15 protein-coding genes are annotated in these 17,793 nt (G+C 46.7%); 2 read left to right on the forward strand and 13 right to left on the reverse strand.

All coding sequences use genetic code 11. The annotated features are described in order from the left end of the window. Window positions 1–25: 25 nt before the first annotated feature. The 6 genes from ACXAD6_RS14985 to ACXAD6_RS15010 form a co-directional block, all read right to left on the reverse strand. Complete coding sequence (locus ACXAD6_RS14985; RefSeq protein ID WP_474969557.1) at window positions 26–1,120, reverse strand: glycosyltransferase family 4 protein; 1,095 nt, start codon at window positions 1,118–1,120, stop codon at window positions 26–28. Window positions 1,121–1,134: 14 nt separating this feature from the next. Further along, window positions 1,135–2,130, reverse strand: a complete 996-nt coding sequence (locus tag ACXAD6_RS14990) for an O-antigen ligase family protein (protein ID WP_474969558.1) — start codon at window positions 2,128–2,130, stop codon at window positions 1,135–1,137. 238 nt (window positions 2,131–2,368) lie between these two features. Beyond that, entirely contained in the window at window positions 2,369–3,829 is a 1,461-nt protein-coding gene (locus ACXAD6_RS14995; RefSeq protein ID WP_474969559.1) for an oligosaccharide flippase family protein, read from the reverse strand. Between the two features lie 20 nt (window positions 3,830–3,849). Further along, a complete protein-coding gene (locus ACXAD6_RS15000; protein WP_474969560.1) occupies window positions 3,850–4,497 on the reverse strand; it encodes a CpsD/CapB family tyrosine-protein kinase in 648 nt (215 codons plus the stop codon). After that, window positions 4,490–5,245 carry a YveK family protein gene (locus tag ACXAD6_RS15005; RefSeq protein ID WP_474969561.1) on the reverse strand — a complete coding sequence of 252 codons (756 nt, stop codon included), beginning with the start codon at window positions 5,243–5,245 and terminating at the stop codon, window positions 4,490–4,492. Before ACXAD6_RS15005 ends, ACXAD6_RS15000 begins: the two co-directional genes overlap by 8 nt. A gap of 354 nt (window positions 5,246–5,599) precedes the next feature. Continuing rightward, complete coding sequence (locus tag ACXAD6_RS15010; protein WP_474969562.1) at window positions 5,600–6,553, reverse strand: hypothetical protein; 954 nt, start codon at window positions 6,551–6,553, stop codon at window positions 5,600–5,602. A 155-nt stretch (window positions 6,554–6,708) separates the two neighbouring features. Here ACXAD6_RS15010 and ACXAD6_RS15015 point away from each other — a divergent pair, with 155 nt between their 5' ends. After that, window positions 6,709–8,436 carry an ABC transporter ATP-binding protein gene (locus ACXAD6_RS15015; protein WP_474969563.1) on the forward strand — a complete coding sequence of 576 codons (1,728 nt, stop codon included), beginning with the start codon at window positions 6,709–6,711 and terminating at the stop codon, window positions 8,434–8,436. A 114-nt stretch (window positions 8,437–8,550) separates the two neighbouring features. On the opposite strand, the gene ACXAD6_RS15020 is transcribed toward ACXAD6_RS15015, so the two are convergent. After that, complete coding sequence (locus tag ACXAD6_RS15020) at window positions 8,551–9,492, reverse strand: LCP family glycopolymer transferase (protein WP_474969564.1); 942 nt, start codon at window positions 9,490–9,492, stop codon at window positions 8,551–8,553. A 232-nt stretch (window positions 9,493–9,724) separates the two neighbouring features. On the opposite strand from ACXAD6_RS15020, the gene ACXAD6_RS15025 reads away from it, so the two are divergent. Beyond that, window positions 9,725–10,069, forward strand: a complete 345-nt coding sequence (locus tag ACXAD6_RS15025; protein WP_474969565.1) for a VanZ family protein — start codon at window positions 9,725–9,727, stop codon at window positions 10,067–10,069. An 808-nt stretch (window positions 10,070–10,877) separates the two neighbouring features. Here ACXAD6_RS15025 and ACXAD6_RS15030 read toward each other — a convergent pair. The 6 genes from ACXAD6_RS15030 to pgsB all read right to left on the reverse strand — a co-directional run bounded on the left by ACXAD6_RS15030 (window position 10,878) and on the right by pgsB (window position 17,660). Next, the gene (locus ACXAD6_RS15030; protein ID WP_474969566.1) at window positions 10,878–12,485 is read right to left on the reverse strand and encodes a C40 family peptidase; all 1,608 of its coding nucleotides are present in this window, start codon (window positions 12,483–12,485) and stop codon (window positions 10,878–10,880) included. Between the two features lie 85 nt (window positions 12,486–12,570). Then, window positions 12,571–14,235, reverse strand: a complete 1,665-nt coding sequence (locus ACXAD6_RS15035; protein WP_474969567.1) for a gamma-glutamyltransferase family protein — start codon at window positions 14,233–14,235, stop codon at window positions 12,571–12,573. A 183-nt stretch (window positions 14,236–14,418) separates the two neighbouring features. Beyond that, window positions 14,419–14,796 (reverse strand): hypothetical protein, encoded by a 378-nt coding sequence (locus ACXAD6_RS15040; RefSeq protein ID WP_474969568.1) that lies wholly within the window; start codon window positions 14,794–14,796, stop codon window positions 14,419–14,421. A 43-nt stretch (window positions 14,797–14,839) separates the two neighbouring features. Beyond that, the gene (locus ACXAD6_RS15045) at window positions 14,840–15,997 is read right to left on the reverse strand and encodes a CapA family protein (RefSeq protein WP_474969569.1); all 1,158 of its coding nucleotides are present in this window, start codon (window positions 15,995–15,997) and stop codon (window positions 14,840–14,842) included. A 12-nt stretch (window positions 15,998–16,009) separates the two neighbouring features. Further along, window positions 16,010–16,459: a poly-gamma-glutamate biosynthesis protein PgsC gene (pgsC, locus tag ACXAD6_RS15050; protein ID WP_160837953.1), complete on the reverse strand. Its 450-nt coding sequence runs from the start codon at window positions 16,457–16,459 to the stop codon at window positions 16,010–16,012. 19 nt (window positions 16,460–16,478) lie between these two features. Next, the gene (pgsB, locus tag ACXAD6_RS15055; protein ID WP_474969570.1) at window positions 16,479–17,660 is read right to left on the reverse strand and encodes a poly-gamma-glutamate synthase PgsB; all 1,182 of its coding nucleotides are present in this window, start codon (window positions 17,658–17,660) and stop codon (window positions 16,479–16,481) included. Window positions 17,661–17,793: the final 133 nt, after the last annotated feature.

Raw genomic sequence — 17,793 nt, forward strand, 5'->3', positions numbered from 1 at the left:
TACCCACCTTCACCTTAGAGAATTTTTATTCTTTATTAAGAACGACAGGCGAAAATTTTTTTGTTCCTTCTGTGATGAACAAGTATTCCCGGAGTGTTTTTTCAACCATTTGGTCAAGGGAAAAATCCTGTTCCACCCGCTCCCTTGAGTTTTTTACGATGTGATTCTGCAGCCTGGGATTGGAAAACAACTGCGTAATTTTTTCCTTGAACAAGTCCGCCGAGTGCCGTGGGATCAAGTAACCTGTCACACCATCGGTCACCGCTTCCTTGATTCCACCGCGGTCGATGGATACCACCGGGGTACCGACAGCCATCGACTCAATCACAACCATTGGAAAGACTTCTCTTTTCGAAGTGACCAGCATCACATCCATCTCTTTAATGAAGGCTTCCGGATGCTCGATTTCTCCACACATGACCACCTGATCATCTAAACGTTTCCGGGTAATCAACTGCTGCAGATGGTCCTTCCCAGGCCCGTCACCTCCGATGAAAAAACGGAACTGCTTTTCATCCTTCATTTTTTCTGCTATTTCAATGAACAGTTCGTGGTTCTTTTCATCTGATAGACGTGCAAGAATGCCTACATGGATGGGGGATGCTTGTCCGGCTTTTTTAAAAGGGAACTGTTGAAGATCAACTCCGTTATGGATCGTCTGAATCCGTTGAGGGTTGACCCCGAGCATAACCAGCGAATCCCTTTCAAACTGACTTACTGTAATGATCCGTTTTACATACGCGTTTAAAAGTTTTCTGAAAAGAAATGGCATCTTTTTTTCGAGAATGGTGACATTGTGTTTCGTATAGATCAATTGGATATCCCACTTACAGAAATGCTTCAATAAGATCCCGTATCCCAGCATGCGCAGACTGTTCGCGTGGATGACCTTGATCGAATGCTTCTTAATGAAGCGCGAAAGTATCCTATAATTCCGCCTGTGAGAGTATCTTGTCAACTTTACATACTTATCTTGATGAAGGAGGCGGCTTTGAAGCTCTCCCCCCGCAGCTCCGTAATAGAAGGTCAGATTCCTGTGAGTTAAATGATTTTCCAGCTTACAAAAGTAGGTTTCTGCTCCACCGACGATCAACTTGTCCGTCAGCAACAATACGTTCATTTCCATCCCTCCATTTAGGAAGCTCTCCGATTTACAGGGCTCTCGCCTCGCTCATTTACAGCTGCATTTGTCCTTTTGTGCAGATAAGTGGAAACCAAAGCCAGGTATAAGAAGAACATGTCATTAATAATTACGGATAAAAAGGCCATTTGAAGCAGCAGTCCTATAAACGTCAGGAATAGATAGGGGCGGTCTTTGTACACCTTTTTCTGGACGAGTTGATAAAACAGCAAAAGGATAAACAGGAGATACAGGAAGATGCCCGGCAGCCCGGACTCTGATATTATATCCAGAAATGTATTATGGACAGATAAGGCTTCCCCGTACTCGTACGCATTGTAGTCCGGGAAATTAAAGGCGCCGACCCCTGTCACGATATGATTCTCAAAATACCCCCACGCTTTACCCCATAATTCAAAACGTCCGCTTCCGCCATCTTCGCCGAAATCTTCCATGCGGGATTCCAGGATTCCATACAAATCGAATTTGAAGTAAATAACGAGCACGTAGGAGAGAAATGCCATGGACAATCCCGCACCGAGGATCATCTTCAACTGCTTCAGCGGATGATGGATGACCCCGTAAATCAGGAACAGGACAAGCATAACCAGCAGGCCCCCGCGCGAAAATGTGAGAATGTTGGCCGTAATACACAATAGCAAACCCGTTTTATTGAGCAGCCCTCTGGGGTTACACAAATAGAAAGCAAAAAAGAGCGTATTATAAAAGACAAAGAAATTGGGATCCTGCAGCAGACCGATCAAACGAGGGTAGTCCCGATCAATCATTAAGCCATAGGCGGTAATCCTCTCTCCTTCCCTGTCAAAATTGAACCCTGCTTTCTGCATGCCGGCCACATAGAAGAGAAGGCTGCATAGGTTGAAGATGACACCGGTCCAAGCCAATCCTTTATGGACCGCCCCTGTCTGCGCCCGTCCCAGAACGGATTTCATAATGAAATAGCATACAAGATAGATGAATATGCCGACAGATATTCTCACGCTGGACATCGGATATAAAGCAAACACTCCAGAAAAGGCATAGCACAGATAAAAACAGAAGAGGGCACTTTCAAAAAGCTGCACCGGGTACAAACGGAAGAATTTCATGGAAAAAACCAAATATAAAAAACAGAAAAGCATATAAGGTTTCAAGGCGAAACCTATATACAAATAAAAGTTTGCAAAAGTGACAAAGAGAATAAGGAAGAATATGGTTTTCACATGTCCCTTGGAAGGTTCCGTCAGATTATGATCCATGATTCACTTCCTCTTTCATCCTTCTTTTTGCATACCCACTCCATACCTTTCCGCCCATCTTGATCATCTTTAAGCGAAGATCGCCATCCATAACAGGCAGTGCCATGACCAGAAGAAGATGAATGGCCGCGTTGAAAAATGACGGTAAAGCCAGCCGTTCCAGCACCACCAGCGTGACGATGAAGTAGGAAAGATACGGAAAAATAGACTTTTTCAATATAACAGCACGTACCGGTGAACAAATCCAAAATCCCGTCAACGCCACCACTTCAATACTGACGCCGGCCCAGGCTGCTCCTGTCACACCAAAGGACAAGCTTAAACCCGTATATAAGCCTGCCCCAATGAGGACGGCAATCAATTGTACAATGGTCCTTGAGGTCTGTTTTTCCATCGTCGTCAAGCCATCGGCAACAGCTATATTCACCGCCTGCACCGTGAGCATCAACGACATAATCTTCAACGGCAGCGCAGCGCCGGCCCATTGCGAACCAAACAAAAGCTCTACGATAAAAGGAGATAGATAGAAGAAAGGGATCGTCATCATCATTCCAGCGAGACTCATAATTTTAATCTGCGTCACATGCAGATGCAGGTGTTCCCCCGCGTTATTCCTTTGATACGCTTTAAATAACACCGGATAATAGGCCCCCGCTACGATAAACGGCACCTGCTGCAGAGCCTGTGGAATCCGGTAGGCGACGGCAAACAAGCCGACGGCAGCGAGCGGAATCGTCTTTTCCAAAAGGATCGGCCCCAAGTGAGGAAGCATGACGAACAACAATCCTCCCAAAGTAAAGGCCCCTAAGTTCTTCATCAACCCTTTATGAAAGGGAAGGGTAAATCGAATACGTACATGCCTTAAGACAAGAATGATACTCAGCAGTCCAGCCGTTAAATAAGAGCTGCCGTAAAGAGCCGTCATCCAGAGAGGCGGAAGTTCCAGCAAAATGCCGATGCTCATGGAGGTCACCAGGCAGAAGGCAGATGTCATCCGGATCATACCGCTCATATGCATTTTCTCTCTCATTTGGAAGAATGTCGTTCCGATACTCTGCATGGCTAAACCGCTCACCATGGGCAGAATCAAAACGACTGCTGTAAGCAGCAGCTCCGAATGATCCCTGTTCATAAGGTAGACTATCGTCAGCCCCAGCAGGAAAGTAAGGAACAACAGAAGGATCCGCAGCTTGATAAAAGAGGTCACCAGAACATTCTGATCCACTTTTTCTTTTGCTCCTTCACGAAGGACAACACCGCTTAAACCTGCATCCGTGAAGTATCCCATGATCATGGCGAAAGCCAGCGTCACACTGAATAATCCATAATGATAGGATTGGAGATAGGAGGCAAGGACTATAAGGGCTCCGGCATTCAACAGACTCGACAGGATCGTACTGTAAAAGAGGTGCGCAATGTTGGTCATAATGGAATTTTTCTTTGTATTCACTGCCCATCCCCCTCTCCGATTTATCTGCCTGTCTGTAAAATAACACCAAACACCTGATTCCCTGCTTTCTCTATTTCCTTCCTCGTTAACAGGAGGTCTGCCGCTTTCGTTTTACCGGTCTTCGCCGTAACAATCACACCATCACACTCGTGAACGACCAGCTGGGCATCCGCAGAGGACCTGTACGACGGCGCATGGTAAATGACTAAATCGAAATTCTTCCGGCATTCAGCTGCTGTCCGTTTCACCTCTACAAGGAGCAGCACATCCTGCAGAGCGTATCTGCCGTTCCCTGCCATCAGGGTGTAAAGGCCGGGCTGGATAGTATCCTGTATCAACCCGCCAGCTTTTTTACCACCGTAGACAGCCTCGGCCCAACCGGAGCGGTTGCTTTCCCCAAACCATCGGTGAATACTCGGTTTTCCCGTATCCATATCGACAAGGAGAACCTTTTTCCCCTGCTCTGCCATCGCCATGGACAATTTGACGGCAAGCAGTGATTTTTCCACTTTATCATCAGCCGAAGTCACCATGATGTTGACGGTGTCTTTCCCCATGAAGTGTTGAACACGCAGCTGGATCATCCGAATCTGTTCGGTACTGACATAGCGCTCATCCAACACAGCCTTTGAGAGGTTCTTGGCGTTTTTTTCACCTGCTTTAAACACTCATTTCACCTCTATTCGCTTTCTCTTCATCCACGACTCTCAGCGGCTCTTTCCCTCTTCTTTTCTTATGAATTTTTCTTCCCGGCATCTTTTTCCTGAGATTAACCTCGCCGAGACTCCTGACGCCTATCTCCTTCTCTATTTGAGCAGCCGATTGTATCGATCCATCCAGATGGTCTTTCACAACCGCTCCTCCAATACCTGCTAACAAACCAACGACAAGCCCGATAGCTAAATTAACAAGCTGGCTTCCGACCTCTTCCCCGCGGTTTTCACCGGAGGATTCATTGAGGACGAGGATATCTTTCACTTCAAACAAATCATTCATTTTCTGTACGGTGGTCAAGGCCGTATAGTTAGCTATTTTACTAACCTCTTCCGGATCCTCGCCTCTCACTAGAATACTGACAACCTGAGAGTCCTGGGAATTCTTCACAACAATCTGTTCCTTCAATTCATCATACGGAATATTGAATTCCCGACTGACCGCATTCAGAACATTCGGACTTTGAACGATGTCGATCGTCGAAGCAAGAAGCATGCTCAAATCCTTGGATTCTCCGTATTCCGAGTCTTCCTTATTCAATTTCCCTACAACAAGGTTTTCCACCGATTCATACGTAGGCTTCATAACGAAAAATGTAACCGCACAGGCTAAAAGAAACAAACAGCTGCTTACCAGAATAATCGTCACGATCCGTCGTTTAAGAACAGCAAGGAAACGTTTAATATCCATGTTTTCTTCCATAATGACCTCCACCAGAAAAAGATGTGTCGCTTTATTCCCTATCCTTTATCCCTCTGATTTCCCCTCCTTCACCCTCGTGGTCTCAGAAACACCGCGTCCCATCCTGCCTTTTTTCCTGTTTTCATTCGATAACGAACTTTTTGTTCTCTATTAAGAATACTTGGCTTGATTATAATTCATTCTTTATAATTTATAAATCGGCAAATTCTTTTAAAATTTCCTACTTAAACGGATATACCTGCTCTTTACTGTTTATATCTTCCATTATCTCTGTTTTTGTTCTTTAATGAGAACAAAAAAACACCTGCTCATCCCATTAAGGGAGGACCAGGCGTTCTCTTAGCGTTTGATTCATTATTCATAGATGTTTTCCGTGCCATCATCCAGGATATATGGGGCATCTAAATTCGTCTTGATTGTATTCCCGCTCGATTGATCGGTAAGGGTTAACGGTTGATTGCTGGAAAGCAGTTGAACATCCCAAATCATGCCTTGAAAATAGTTGTTCGTTCCCGACACAATCATGATCGACTCCGTTTTCTCTGTCGGCTGGATCTGCATATTGGTGAACTGGTTGCCGGATACCTCATTAGGAACGGTTACAGCTCCTTCCATAACGATACATTCCACACAATCTTCCAGGGTCATATCCGTAAACCGGTTTCCGTTTACAAAGTTGGGTTCCTCATCCGAAGGCTCAGCTCTTAAGTAAATACCCCTGTTAAACCCTATAATGGTCACAGAATCAAAATCAACAAAGCTCACATATTCATCCGTTTGATCCGCCGTGACGTTGATCCCTGTCCCTAAGTTTTCACCACTTGTATTGATCAGGGTGAGCCCCTGGACCTTTGTCGTCTCCCAGGACCAAAACTGTTCTTTTCCATCCAGAGCAAGGACATCCGAGCGGAAGGCAGGGTCTGAAATTTCTATGACCCCATTAGTGATGGAAGCATTTTTCTCCAACGTGAAAACCGTATAATCGCCGGCCACTTCCACTATGGTATGATGGTCAAACTCTATTTCGACTCCTTGTTTGATGGTGATCCCACTCTCTACCCTGTAACGCTCTGCACCTGTGATTTTTACCGTGCTGATGTTATGCTCAGCACTGTAATCCACAGCTTTTTGAATAGACCCGGCATCATCTTTTTCATCCCCGGCGACCGCTCCAAAATCTGCTGCATTTACGAACCCTTTTCTTTCATGATCCGCAGAGCCGGAGAATATGTACATCATCGCCAAATAAACGACAACCGTTGTAATAAATGAAAGACCGACAACCATAAGAACCGTTTTCTTATTCAAATGACTCCTCCTCCGGACAGAACTATTATCCATTATTCGATAATTCTCGTTTCAGGAATAAAATTCCTTTAAATTCATGACATCCTTTTTATAAAGAAGGGATCTTTCGTTTATAATGAAACAAGCCTGACTACGTTTTGAAAGGACTCTCTTATATGAAACCAAAATGGAAACAACTCATCACCCTCATCCGCACCACCCAGCCCCCAAGGCTGTTATTCAGCATCGGAATAGGGCTCAGTCTGCTGACTACGATGGCCAGCCTCGCCATTCCCCTGCTCGCCAGCCGGCTGATCGACAACTTTGATGTCAGTCAGCTGAGTACAGGCGTCATCATCGGCATCATTGCTGCTTTCTTCATTCAGGCTCTGGCCGGCGGCGTCTCTGTTTATGTACTGGCAAAAGTAGGGCAGCACATCATTGCTTCGCTCCGGGAGCGATTGTGGAAGAAACTGCTTGTGCTCCCCGTCAGTTATTATGATGAACATGAAACCGGGGATGCGGTCAGCCGGATGACCAACGATACCGGTGTCATAAAAAATCTGATTACCGAGCATTTCACCGGCTTTATTACAGGTGTGATTTCAGTCGTTGGCGCTGTCATAATTTTGTTTTACCTGGACTGGCCTCTGACCCTTGTGATGTTTTCCATTATTCCCTTATCCCTGCTGTTTCTGATCCCTGTCGGACGGAAAATGGCCGAGATATCACGGAACCTGCAGGCAGGAACCGCCGGATTTTCCGCCCACCTCACGCGGGTGATTTCTGAAATCAGACTTGTGAAAGCATCGAACGCAGAGACGATGGAATGGAACAACGGCCGGAGGGATATTCGGAAGCTGTACCGTCTCGGCGTTCGCGAGGGCGTTATCCAGGCTCTGATGTCCCCTCTTGTGTCCTCGTTAATTATTGTCGTGCTTGTTTTGATTATCGGATTTGGCGGCATAAGAGTGAGTTCCGGAGCGATGACAGCTGGTGAACTGGCTGCCTTTTTCATCTACCTGTTTCAGATTATCATGCCGATCACCCAGATGGTCGTGTTTGTGACCCAGTTCCAGAAAACAATTGGAGCGACAGAGAAAGTGCTGACCATTCTTGAACTGGATGAAGAAGAGCTGGAAAAAGGAACTTGTAACGTACCTGACCACCAGAACCTGGCTGTCCGGCATGTATCGTTTCACTACCAGCCGGATGAACCGATTTTAAAAGAGGTCTCCTTCACTGCTGAAAAAGGACAAGTAACGGCAGTCGTGGGTCCAAGTGGGAGTGGAAAAACAACGATGTTTTCGCTGATTGAGCAATTTTACAAGCCAGCGTCCGGGGAAATCCTGTACGGAAGGGAATCGATCAGCCATTATGCACTAAAATCGTGGAGAAAAAAACTCGGCTATGTATCCCAGGACAGTCCGATTTATGCAGGCACCATTATGGAGAACCTCACCTACGGATTGGAGGAGGAAGTGACACGGGAGAAAGTGATCCAGGCCGCTGAAATGGCTTATGCCCATCCCTTTATCAACGAACTCGCCCATGGATATGATACAGAAGTCGGAGAGCGTGGGATCAAATTATCCGGAGGCCAGCGTCAACGGATTGCCATTGCCCGTGCCCTGCTGAGAGATCCGGAGATTTTAATGCTTGATGAAGCCACCTCCAGCCTGGACAGTCAGTCTGAAGTCGTGGTGCAGCACGCATTGAAAAACTTGATGAAGGGCCGGACAACGCTTGTGATTGCACACCGGTTATCGACCATTGTTGATGCCGACCGGATTGTCTTTCTGGAAAAAGGTGAAGTTACAGGTGTCGGCACTCACGAAGAGCTCTTCGCCACACATGCTCTTTATCAGGACTTCGCCCGCCAGCAGCTGCGTATCGAGGGATAAACTTTTTCAGCGTGTATGCGGCATGTGACCACCCTGAAATCGGACAGACTTACTAAATGACAGGTCCTGTTTTCACAGGCAAAAAAGCGCCCCCGGAAAGGGGCGCTTTTTTATTTAGGATTGATATCCCTGAATCTGTGAACGGACTTTATCCACTTCATCCTCTGAAACCAGCAGATAATAGATGCCGTCTATTCTTGTACCACTTCCGGTCATCTGATAGGTTGTCATGTTTTTGCGGGCGCTGCCGTAATTCAACATCAGATCCTTCATAACCGTAAAGTCCATATTGGTCGTAACATTCCCACCAAGCACATCAAGCATGTCCCCGATTTTATTGACAGAGCCAAAGCTTGCTCCTTTTTCAATCACACCCTGGATGACTTCACGCTGGCGTTCGTTACGGCCGGCGTCCCCTTGTGGATCTTCATATCTCATGCGGACATATCCGAGGGTTTCCTCCCCGTCCAGGTTCAGCTCTCCTTTTTTATAATGGTAACCGTTGCTCCCCTGCCAGTCGAGGGAATTCTGGACAGTGATGCCGCCCACAGCATCGACCATTTCAGCAAGGCCTTCCATATTCATCCGAACATAATAATCCAGATCGATGTCGAGGAAATTCTCTACCGTCTGAATGGCCATATCCGTCCCGCCAAAAGCGTAGGCGTGGTTGATTTTATCCTGCTCTCCATTATGGCTGGAGTCCCCGACCATCTCTGTCCGTGTATCTCTTGGAATACTGACAATCTGGCTTCGGTTGTTATCAGGATCAAGAGAAAGAACCATTAAAGCGTCGGACCGACCGGAATCATTAGAGCGTTCATCTACTCCGAGCAGAAGGATATTCAACGGCTCTTTATCCTGGACTTTCTTTTCCGTCAATTCATGATCAATCGATGCGACCTCTTCATTCATTTTTTTATCGACCGTCGCTTTGGCCCCATTATAGACCGTAAATAGATAAACCCCTCCAGCTACAATAAGGATACTGACAAACAGCAGGGGGATTTTCCACCAACGGCCTCTCTTTTTCTTTTTTTCTTGTACGCGGCTCATTCTCGTTCCTCCAATTTTTTCAAGCAATCTAACAACCATTATATAAAAAATCTACCAATTATGACAATTGCTTTTTGTATAAAACTCCTGTTTTCCCCCGAAACTGCTAGCAGGGAGGAGTTGATTACATGTTGAAAAAAATAACCGTCGTCCTGCTTCCTATTCTCTATATGGCTGCTATTTGGATTCAGTCCAGCTATTCGATATCCGTTGTGAAAGGATGGATCCTATCATGGCTGTAACCTTAGGGACACTTCTTGAAGCCATGCATGTAATAGAGTTCGCTCTATTATATGCATGGATCATCACGGCCCTGTGTGTTTATGGGAGATTGACCCAATGGACAAGCATCGCCGCCGGGATATTCAGTATGACGTACGGGGTCGTGGATGAGTGTCACCAATGGTTCACCCCCGGCCGGTCGTTCTCCGTGATCGACATCGCTAAAGACTGGACCGGCGTCCTTGTCATGATGGCCGTGGTCCACTGGAAGCTGCGGAAGTCCACGTTCCATAAAAAAAGACCGCGCCGGGAAGAAGGCCTCTTAAAAACTGAGGGTTTGTCAAAGGTAAAGTAAAAATGCGGATTGCATGGATAAAATATTCCATGTAAGATGAGGCAACCTCATCTTTGGGTCTGAGCTTTAATTCACTATGCTCCGCTTCAATTTTATACCTTTTTTTTAGGCCTTTGTTTGATATTCTTACTGTTTCAAAAGAAAAAAAGAGTGATTTTCTTTTATAAATCAAAGAAAATCACTTTTTTTAGATAGCTCTGTTAAAGTCTGTTGTTGATATTTAAACGATTACTAAATCGTCTCCGTCTGGAATTAGGGTTCCGGTCCGTTGGTTACTCAGAGCATGGGATGGCAGGGGAAACCGTCCGCTTTCCGCGAGGAACGATAAGCCTCCTCGGACTTCGGTTATGTCCTTTCTAACTACCCTTCTTTGAAGAGGCGGCCTTGGGAATGGCGGGACCCCTGTGGCATGAAGGTACATCATGAGACCCCTGAAGGCGCTGACTGAGGAGGCTCACGGTACTCCACGGAAAGGGAGTCATTCCCAAGGCCGCCTCCTACAAATTCCATGACAGAAAGGGGTGATAGGAGCTCATATGTTAAATAACAACACCAAGCAATAACAGAGCCTTTTAGATAAGACACCGTTGATTCCACGATGAGCGTTCGATGGTGACGCCTGCGGGAACAGCGCGAGCCGAAGATCCACTTGGTCAAGTGATCTTCTTGACCAAGTTAGCTGAGGCCGTGCCCCCCGGCAAGCATCCATCGACAAGAGATTCGTGAGAAACAACAACCACCTCCAACCACTTCTCTTGATAGGAAGGAATTTTCAGTGGCCTCCAGGGAAGCGCGGTCCTCCTAGCATTCAGTTGATCCTTTTAGCGCCGTAATATTTAGGAGCCCAGTAACTGTTGGTATGCATGTTCGTGACTCTCACCCCATCCGATAACGTCACATGGACCACCTGGCCGTTCCCGATATAAATTGCAGGGTTCAAGTAGCTGCCCTGGAAGAAGACGATATCTCCAGGCTGTAAGTCTTCCTTCGCTACTTCTGCCCCTGTATTCCACTGGTCGTCCGCATACCGCGGCAGAGAAATCCCCGCTCCCTGCTGGAACGCGTATTGAACGAATCCTGCCGTATCAAATCCTTCCGGTGTCGTGCCTCCGGACTGATAAGGGACTTCTCCAATGAACTGGGTCGCTGCTGAGACGACCGGATGCTCCTTCGGGATCTGTAGACCGTCAAATCGTTTTACACCGGTGAACTTCTTCTGCCAGTACGATTCGCTCAAGTAGGAAATGGTCACCTGTTCTGAGCGGGAGGCGTGAATAAACTGCCCGTCTCCGACATAAATCCCGTTGTGAGAAATCCCTTCTCTGTACGTGTCACTGAAAAAGACGACGTCCCCCGGCTGGATATCAGCAAGGTCCACATCTTCGCCTACCTGCCATTGCTGATCCGTGGAACGAGGCAGGAAGATCTGCCCGGCCTTTTCAAAAACATGCCGCGTGAAGGCGGAACAGTCAAAGCCTGTTTCCGGTGATTCACCACCAAAGACATAAGGGACCCCTAAGTATTTCAAGGCCTCTGCTACGAGATCATGATCTTCAGCGATTTGAGGACCTTCTGTGATTCTGCGGGCTTCCATAAAGCTCCCACTCCAATAGCTGCTTCCTTCAAATGCGGTCACTTCTACACCGCTCGATAAAGTAGGATGGACGATTTGATCACTGCCAGCATATACAGCCGTATGGGTAGGCTTACTTCCATCCTTGCTGAAGAAAAGGATGTCCCCTTCCTGGATCGATTCCCTGGACACCGGCTCTCCCATACCAATCTGTTGGGCCAACGTCCGAGGCATATCAAAATTCAGGACCTGCTGAATGACATACTGCACAAATCCCGAGCTGTCAAAACCATCCGGCTGCTCTCCACCGTAGACATAAGGCGCGCCTACATGGGTTAAGGCTTCCATGGCAATCGGGTGGGAAGTTGAAACAGATGATCCGGCCGGTTCTTCATTCACCCGCACGGCTTTCGTATAACGGGAAGACCAATAGCTGCTGTTTTCATAATTGATGAGTTCAATGCCTTTGGATGCTGAAGCATGAATCATCGTTTGATTCCCTGCATAGATACCGACATGGGTCACACCGCTCGTCTCATCTTTACTAAAGAAGAGCAGATCCCCGGATTGAAGCTCATTGTTCTGTACAGAAGCTCCAAACGCCGCCTGATCGCGAACGGTCCGCGGCAGATCGATGCCGGCTCCTTCCTCGTATACATACTGGCTGAACCCTGAGCTGTCGAATCCTTCTGCAGGAGATTCACCACCGTATTGATAAGGAACACCTACATGCTTCTCAGCTTCCTCCACAACGGACGTCAGAGCGGCATCCACAAGCTTTTCATCCAACAATAAAACCGTACAAACCATCAACGTCAAGACCCCGTAAAAAAATCGTTTCACCATCACTTCTCCTCTGCTTTATAAATAAGCTCAAAAAAATAAGACTGCAGTCCTAATATCGGACGGCAGTCTTCATTTGTTTACATTATTCGCTGTCTTTCACCTGCCAGGCTCCATCGCGGCGGTCATCCTTACCGCCGTACATCGTGCTGTTGACTTCATCAACAACAAGCGCCTGCACTCCGCCGTAGTAGAAAGCAGAGTCTTCCAGGTATACGGTATACCCTCGTTCTTCCAGTTCCTGCCTTACCGCAGGGTCAAAATCTTCTTCTACAAAGATGTTGTCATCCTCGATGTAAAAACGTGGAGCAGCGATAGCCTCTTCAATCGGTTCATCAAACAGGAGATTACGGGTCAACACCTGTGTCAGCACCTGCGGGATCCTTTTCCCACCCGGTGTACCGATGCCAATCTTTTTCTCGTCACTCGTTAAAATTGTCGGTGAAGTAAAACTGCGCGGGCGTTTTCCAGGCTCCTTATCATTCGGTTTCAACCCATTCATACTGAAGTTTCTCATCGTATCATTCAGGAAGATTCCGGCGACATTCTTACCAGATCCGAAGAAGTTACTCAAGGAGTGCGTCGCTGTCACCATCATCCCGTCTTTATCTACAATGACGAAGTGGGTCGTATTATCATCATCTTCGATATCAGCAATCGAATCATCGACTTCATAGTTCTCCGATAGTTTATCCATGGAAATCGTAGAAGCCATTTCCTCAGAGTATTCCTTCGTCATGATTTTATCCGTTTCGATCTCATGGAAATCAGGGTCAGCGATTTCACTCAGACGATCATCATAGGTCCGCTTAGAAATCTCCCCGATCAAATGGATGAAATCCGAAGAGGTTCCCTCTGAACTTTTAATATCAAGCATTTCAGCCATCTGCAGCGACTGAATGGTCGTTGCCCCTGCAAGCGGCGGCGGAGACGCATACACATCGAAGCCGGCAAATTCCCCTTGGACCGGTTCGCTCTCGACAACTTCATAAGCGCCGAAGTCGCTGACTTCCACTCCGTTGACTTCTCCGGCAATCTGTTCCGCAATTTCACCGGAGTAAAGAACGGAAGATCCCTGCTCCTGGATTTTGCGGAGCGTTTCAGCCAGTTCCGGCTGCTTCAATGTCTGGTTCGGCTCAACCGGCTGCCCTTGTGGATAAAAGTTTTGAAGCTGGCTCATGTTCATCCGGTAGGCCGCTCCCTGCAGACGATCTGTCAAATGCTTGTCCGTTGTAAAACCTTCCTCTGCATAAGTGACAGCAGGATCGATCAACTCGGCTATATCTGTCGTACCGTAGTCTTCATGAATGGCTTCCATTCCTTTAACAATGCCTGGAATGGCGAAATTATACTGTGGATCGCCACCGGAAAGTGGTGCGGTCTCTTTGTAGTTGTAACTTTTCGGGGTGTCTGCGTCACTTGGAAGAACCAGCATTTCCCCTCCGCCCCCGATTCCGGAGCCATAGGGCTCTACCACACCAAGGGTATATGTAACCGCTACAGCTGCATCAACAGCATTTCCCCCGTTTTCCAAAACTTCCATCCCTACTTGAACGGCAAGCGGGTGTGTGGAACTGACCCCGTAACCATTCGTCGTTTCAATCGGATCCGTCGTCTCCACTTCGTAATCCACTTCATCACTTTGAAACTTCCCTTGACTGTAGTACACAATACCGACGCCTACAACCACAATGATAAAGAGGCTAATAAACAACCCTTTATTCTCCATCCATCCCGACGCACCTTTCATCTTTTTAAATGATTGATTTAAGAATTACAGCTTTCGTAAATCTTTGGTCCTTTATGTCTCTATAACATTTCCCATGTAATTTTAGTATTTTCAGAACGATTTCTATTATATGATAAAAACTTTCAAACAACAAATACTCTATGCTTTTGAAAAAGAGCACATTCCTAAGAATGTGCTCCAACATTATGACCCAAGCTTATACTTTTCATAGTACTGTTCGCGGTTCTGCTCCCAGTCGGTCAATGTCGTTTGATAGACCTGCTCACCGGAGTTGTTATAAACACGGACAATACTTCCATCACTTGTGACAGCATAATCATTTTCTACAGCAGCTTCCGTCTGAGGCTGCTCGGACTGGACACTCTCCATGCCGGCACTCGTTTCTGCTGATGCCGTCAAAGGTTCTGACTGCTCCTCAGCTGCTGCCTCCGCTTCCTGCTGGAATACATCAATTTGGTACGCCTCTGTAGCAGACAATGTTTCCAGCTGCTTATACTGCGTCATAAAAAACATAGCTCCGAACAACAAAACAAATGGAAACACCGATTTAACTACTTTCATCTTCATACGCACTCCTTTTTTAATGTAGAACGCCGGTATACAATTACTGGCTGTTGTTTTTCTGCTCTAAAATGGATGAATGATCGACTTCTATCGTTAATCTGCCGTTCTCCTCTGTGAAGTTTTCCTGTGGCTCTCCACGAGTCAACTGCAGAAAGATTTTCTTCTGGTTATAAGGATTGGTCGTCAAGGATGGTCTCGCTTCCCTGATCCTCATCGGGAGGATTTCGAAACGGCCTGTCCCGTCATCCATCAAGTTGTAATTGACCAGAGCACTATCGCGTGTTCTGGACCATCCCTGGTCAAAAATAAAGTTTCCAAGACTGTAAAAGATTACAGAATCCTTATACACTTCCACCGGTGACAAGACGTGTGGGTGGTGCCCGATGATGACATCTGCTCCTGCATCCACAATCGCCTCGGCCAGTTTCCGCTGTCTCGGGTGCGGTTCGTTGTCGTACTCGGCTCCCCAGTGGATATGGACAAAGACCATATCCGAGTTCTCACTCGCTTCCTGTACTAAAGGCAGGAACTGTTCAGGATCGGCATCTGCCACACCTGCACGGAACTGCAGGGCCTCGGAACCGGCTACAGGAACATCAGAAAACCCAAGAGTCGCAACGTTCAAACCGTTGATCTCCTGATAATCAATCTCCTGAGCTTCTTCAATGTTTTCCCCTGCCCCCACATAAGGAAGTCCTGCTTCGGTAAGGGATGCCATCGTTTCAATCATCCCCTGCTCCCCGAAGTCCATCGTGTGGTTGTTGGCAAGGTTGATGTTCGTGAAGTTCATCCTCGCCAGTGATTGGACAGGTGAAGCATCTGAACTTAAATGAATCGATTTTTCAAGCTTCTGGTAACTCTCTTCGTCTTGAAGGGTGACCGCATTCTCAAAGTTACCTGTCACATAATCAGAACTCTGGAAGTACGGGGCCACATTTTCAAAAAGAAAGTCGGTCCCTTTATTCTCTGTAACCTCCAGCACGTGCCGCCCAAACATCATATCGCCTACGAATGTGGCACTGAACTCAGAATCTTCCTTGGATTCAGCTTCCGGGACAGGCTGGGTATAAAACATTTCAAATCCCGCGATAAACAGGAAGGTCACAATCAAAGCGATGAATACATGCTTTGGGGTGGCCTTTTTATCACGTTTAATCCTCTTCAGCAGTTTCTCTTTGAAATCTAATTGTTTAGACATGTGATATCCACCTTAAATCAGGTAATAAACCGTCATGATCAAGAAAGTCAGACCGCTGAGCAGCAATGTACTTGCTGTTGTGACAACCAAGCCCTGCTTCTGCATCGTATTAGCGATCAACCCTGGTACAATAACCCCGATGCCGCGGAATTCCATAATCTCAAATGGAACAACCGGGTAGAGGAAATCAAACAGCAGCTTGAGTACAATCCCTACACTCAGCATCGCTGCAAACTTTCTGCGTCCGTACAAAATTGTAAACTTTGAAACTCCAAATGTAACAATGACATAAGTGAGTAGACTAATAAAAAAGACAACCGCAATAAAAATCGGCTGGTCAAAGACCAGAGCCAGATATCCGGGTACAACGAGGCCTGCGGGCAGGACACCCGTTTTCTCAGCAAAAATCAAGCTTAGAATGATCCCTAATACAAGGGATATATATAAATCCGAACCAAACATTTCTTTCATTTCCCCCTCGTCAGCTGACGCTTGTTTGAATCTTATAATCCTGCATTCGTTCAATCATCGGTTCTGCAGCTCCGTGAATGTTTCCAACTCCATAAATGACGCGGTCCGTGAACATCTCTGAAAGGACATCCATAATCTGATCCGTCGTCTTCCCTTCTAAATCAAGCAGCGTTTCCACTTTGATCTTTCCTTCGTCAACCGCCGTGACAATCGGTTCGGTCGTTTCCCCGATTAACACAAGCGTATCCGTTGGAATGAAAGGAAGAACGTCACGGGCGAACTGTTCCGTACGATCCACACGGTCTTCCCGGCAGTTCATGACGACAATCGGATTCTCTGTCGGATATCCGAGGAACTCCACACGTTTCCATATATTAATTGTAGAAACGGCATCATTCGCAGCAAAACCGTTCACGAAGTAAGATGGTTTCTCTTGGTCTCCCATCGGGAGGATCCTCATCGCTCCCGGGTCCGGCTGAGCGTTCAGCATTCCTCTGTATGCTGTTTCCTCATCGATACCGAGGGCCTGAGCGACGCCTAATGCTAACGAAGCGTTTTCAGGAAATACCATATATTCAAATTGCAGTAAAAACGAATCGGAAATTCTGCTGTTATCCGCAACAATCACCTCGGTGTTTCGTTTCGCTGCAATCTCTTTAAACATTTCTACATAAGGACTTTCTGAAACAATTAAATGACCGTTGTATGGAATCGTAGCCGTAAAGGATTCAGCCACCTCTTCCAATGTCGGACCCAGAACATCCATATGGTCTTCCAGGACGTTTACGATGACTCCGATATTGGCCTGGAGCATCTTTTCCTGGAACGTGATCTGGTAGTCAGGATTCACTGCCATGCACTCACTGACGAGGGCCTCTGCACCACGATCGACGGCTTCCTTCACAACCATTCTCTGCTCCCTGATGTTCGGACCTTCCGGACGCCGTTTGATCGGCTGTTCTTCCGGTGTATCCCAGAAAATCATCCGGGCAGACGTTCCTGTTGTCTTTCCAATTGTTTTGTAACCCGCTTCTTTTACAATCCCCGTAACAAGACGTGTAACCGTGGATTTCCCACGTACCCCGTTGATGTTGACGCGTATCGGCAGAGCATCGATGTTCTTTTTATGACGCTGCCATTCATAAATACCAGCAGCTAGAACGATGATCAGCACAATAGGGATCAGTAGCATATGAGCTCACTTCCTCTTAAACATATTTCTTCAATAGACTAGATAATTATAGAATAAGCCTCATCGTTCGACAATACTTTTATAATGGACAGCGGAAAATATAATAGTAGATTTACAAATTTTGTTCACAATA

The sequence above is a fragment of the Halobacillus sp. ABH2_015 genome, assembly GCF_056158945.1.

What these genes read in the sequence shown, in the direction of transcription:
- pgsC (WP_160837953.1), bottom strand. Translation starts at nt 16,459, where the DNA reads ATGTTTGGTTCGGATTTATATATATCCCTTGTATTAGGGATCATTCTA.
- ACXAD6_RS15040 (WP_474969568.1), bottom strand. Translation starts at nt 14,796, where the DNA reads ATGAAAGTAGTTAAATCGGTGTTTCCATTTGTTTTGTTGTTCGGAGCT.
- ACXAD6_RS15025 (WP_474969565.1), top strand. Translation starts at nt 9,725, where the DNA reads ATGGCTGTAACCTTAGGGACACTTCTTGAAGCCATGCATGTAATAGAG.
- ACXAD6_RS14990 (WP_474969558.1), bottom strand. Translation starts at nt 2,130, where the DNA reads ATGTCCAGCGTGAGAATATCTGTCGGCATATTCATCTATCTTGTATGC.
- ACXAD6_RS15035 (WP_474969567.1), bottom strand. Translation starts at nt 14,235, where the DNA reads ATGAAAGGTGCGTCGGGATGGATGGAGAATAAAGGGTTGTTTATTAGC.
- pgsB (WP_474969570.1), bottom strand. Translation starts at nt 17,660, where the DNA reads ATGCTACTGATCCCTATTGTGCTGATCATCGTTCTAGCTGCTGGTATT.
- ACXAD6_RS15045 (WP_474969569.1), bottom strand. Translation starts at nt 15,997, where the DNA reads ATGTCTAAACAATTAGATTTCAAAGAGAAACTGCTGAAGAGGATTAAA.
- ACXAD6_RS15020 (WP_474969564.1), bottom strand. Translation starts at nt 9,492, where the DNA reads ATGAGCCGCGTACAAGAAAAAAAGAAAAAGAGAGGCCGTTGGTGGAAA.
- ACXAD6_RS14985 (WP_474969557.1), bottom strand. Translation starts at nt 1,120, where the DNA reads ATGAACGTATTGTTGCTGACGGACAAGTTGATCGTCGGTGGAGCAGAA.
- ACXAD6_RS15015 (WP_474969563.1), top strand. Translation starts at nt 6,709, where the DNA reads ATGAAACCAAAATGGAAACAACTCATCACCCTCATCCGCACCACCCAG.
- ACXAD6_RS15005 (WP_474969561.1), bottom strand. Translation starts at nt 5,245, where the DNA reads ATGGAAGAAAACATGGATATTAAACGTTTCCTTGCTGTTCTTAAACGA.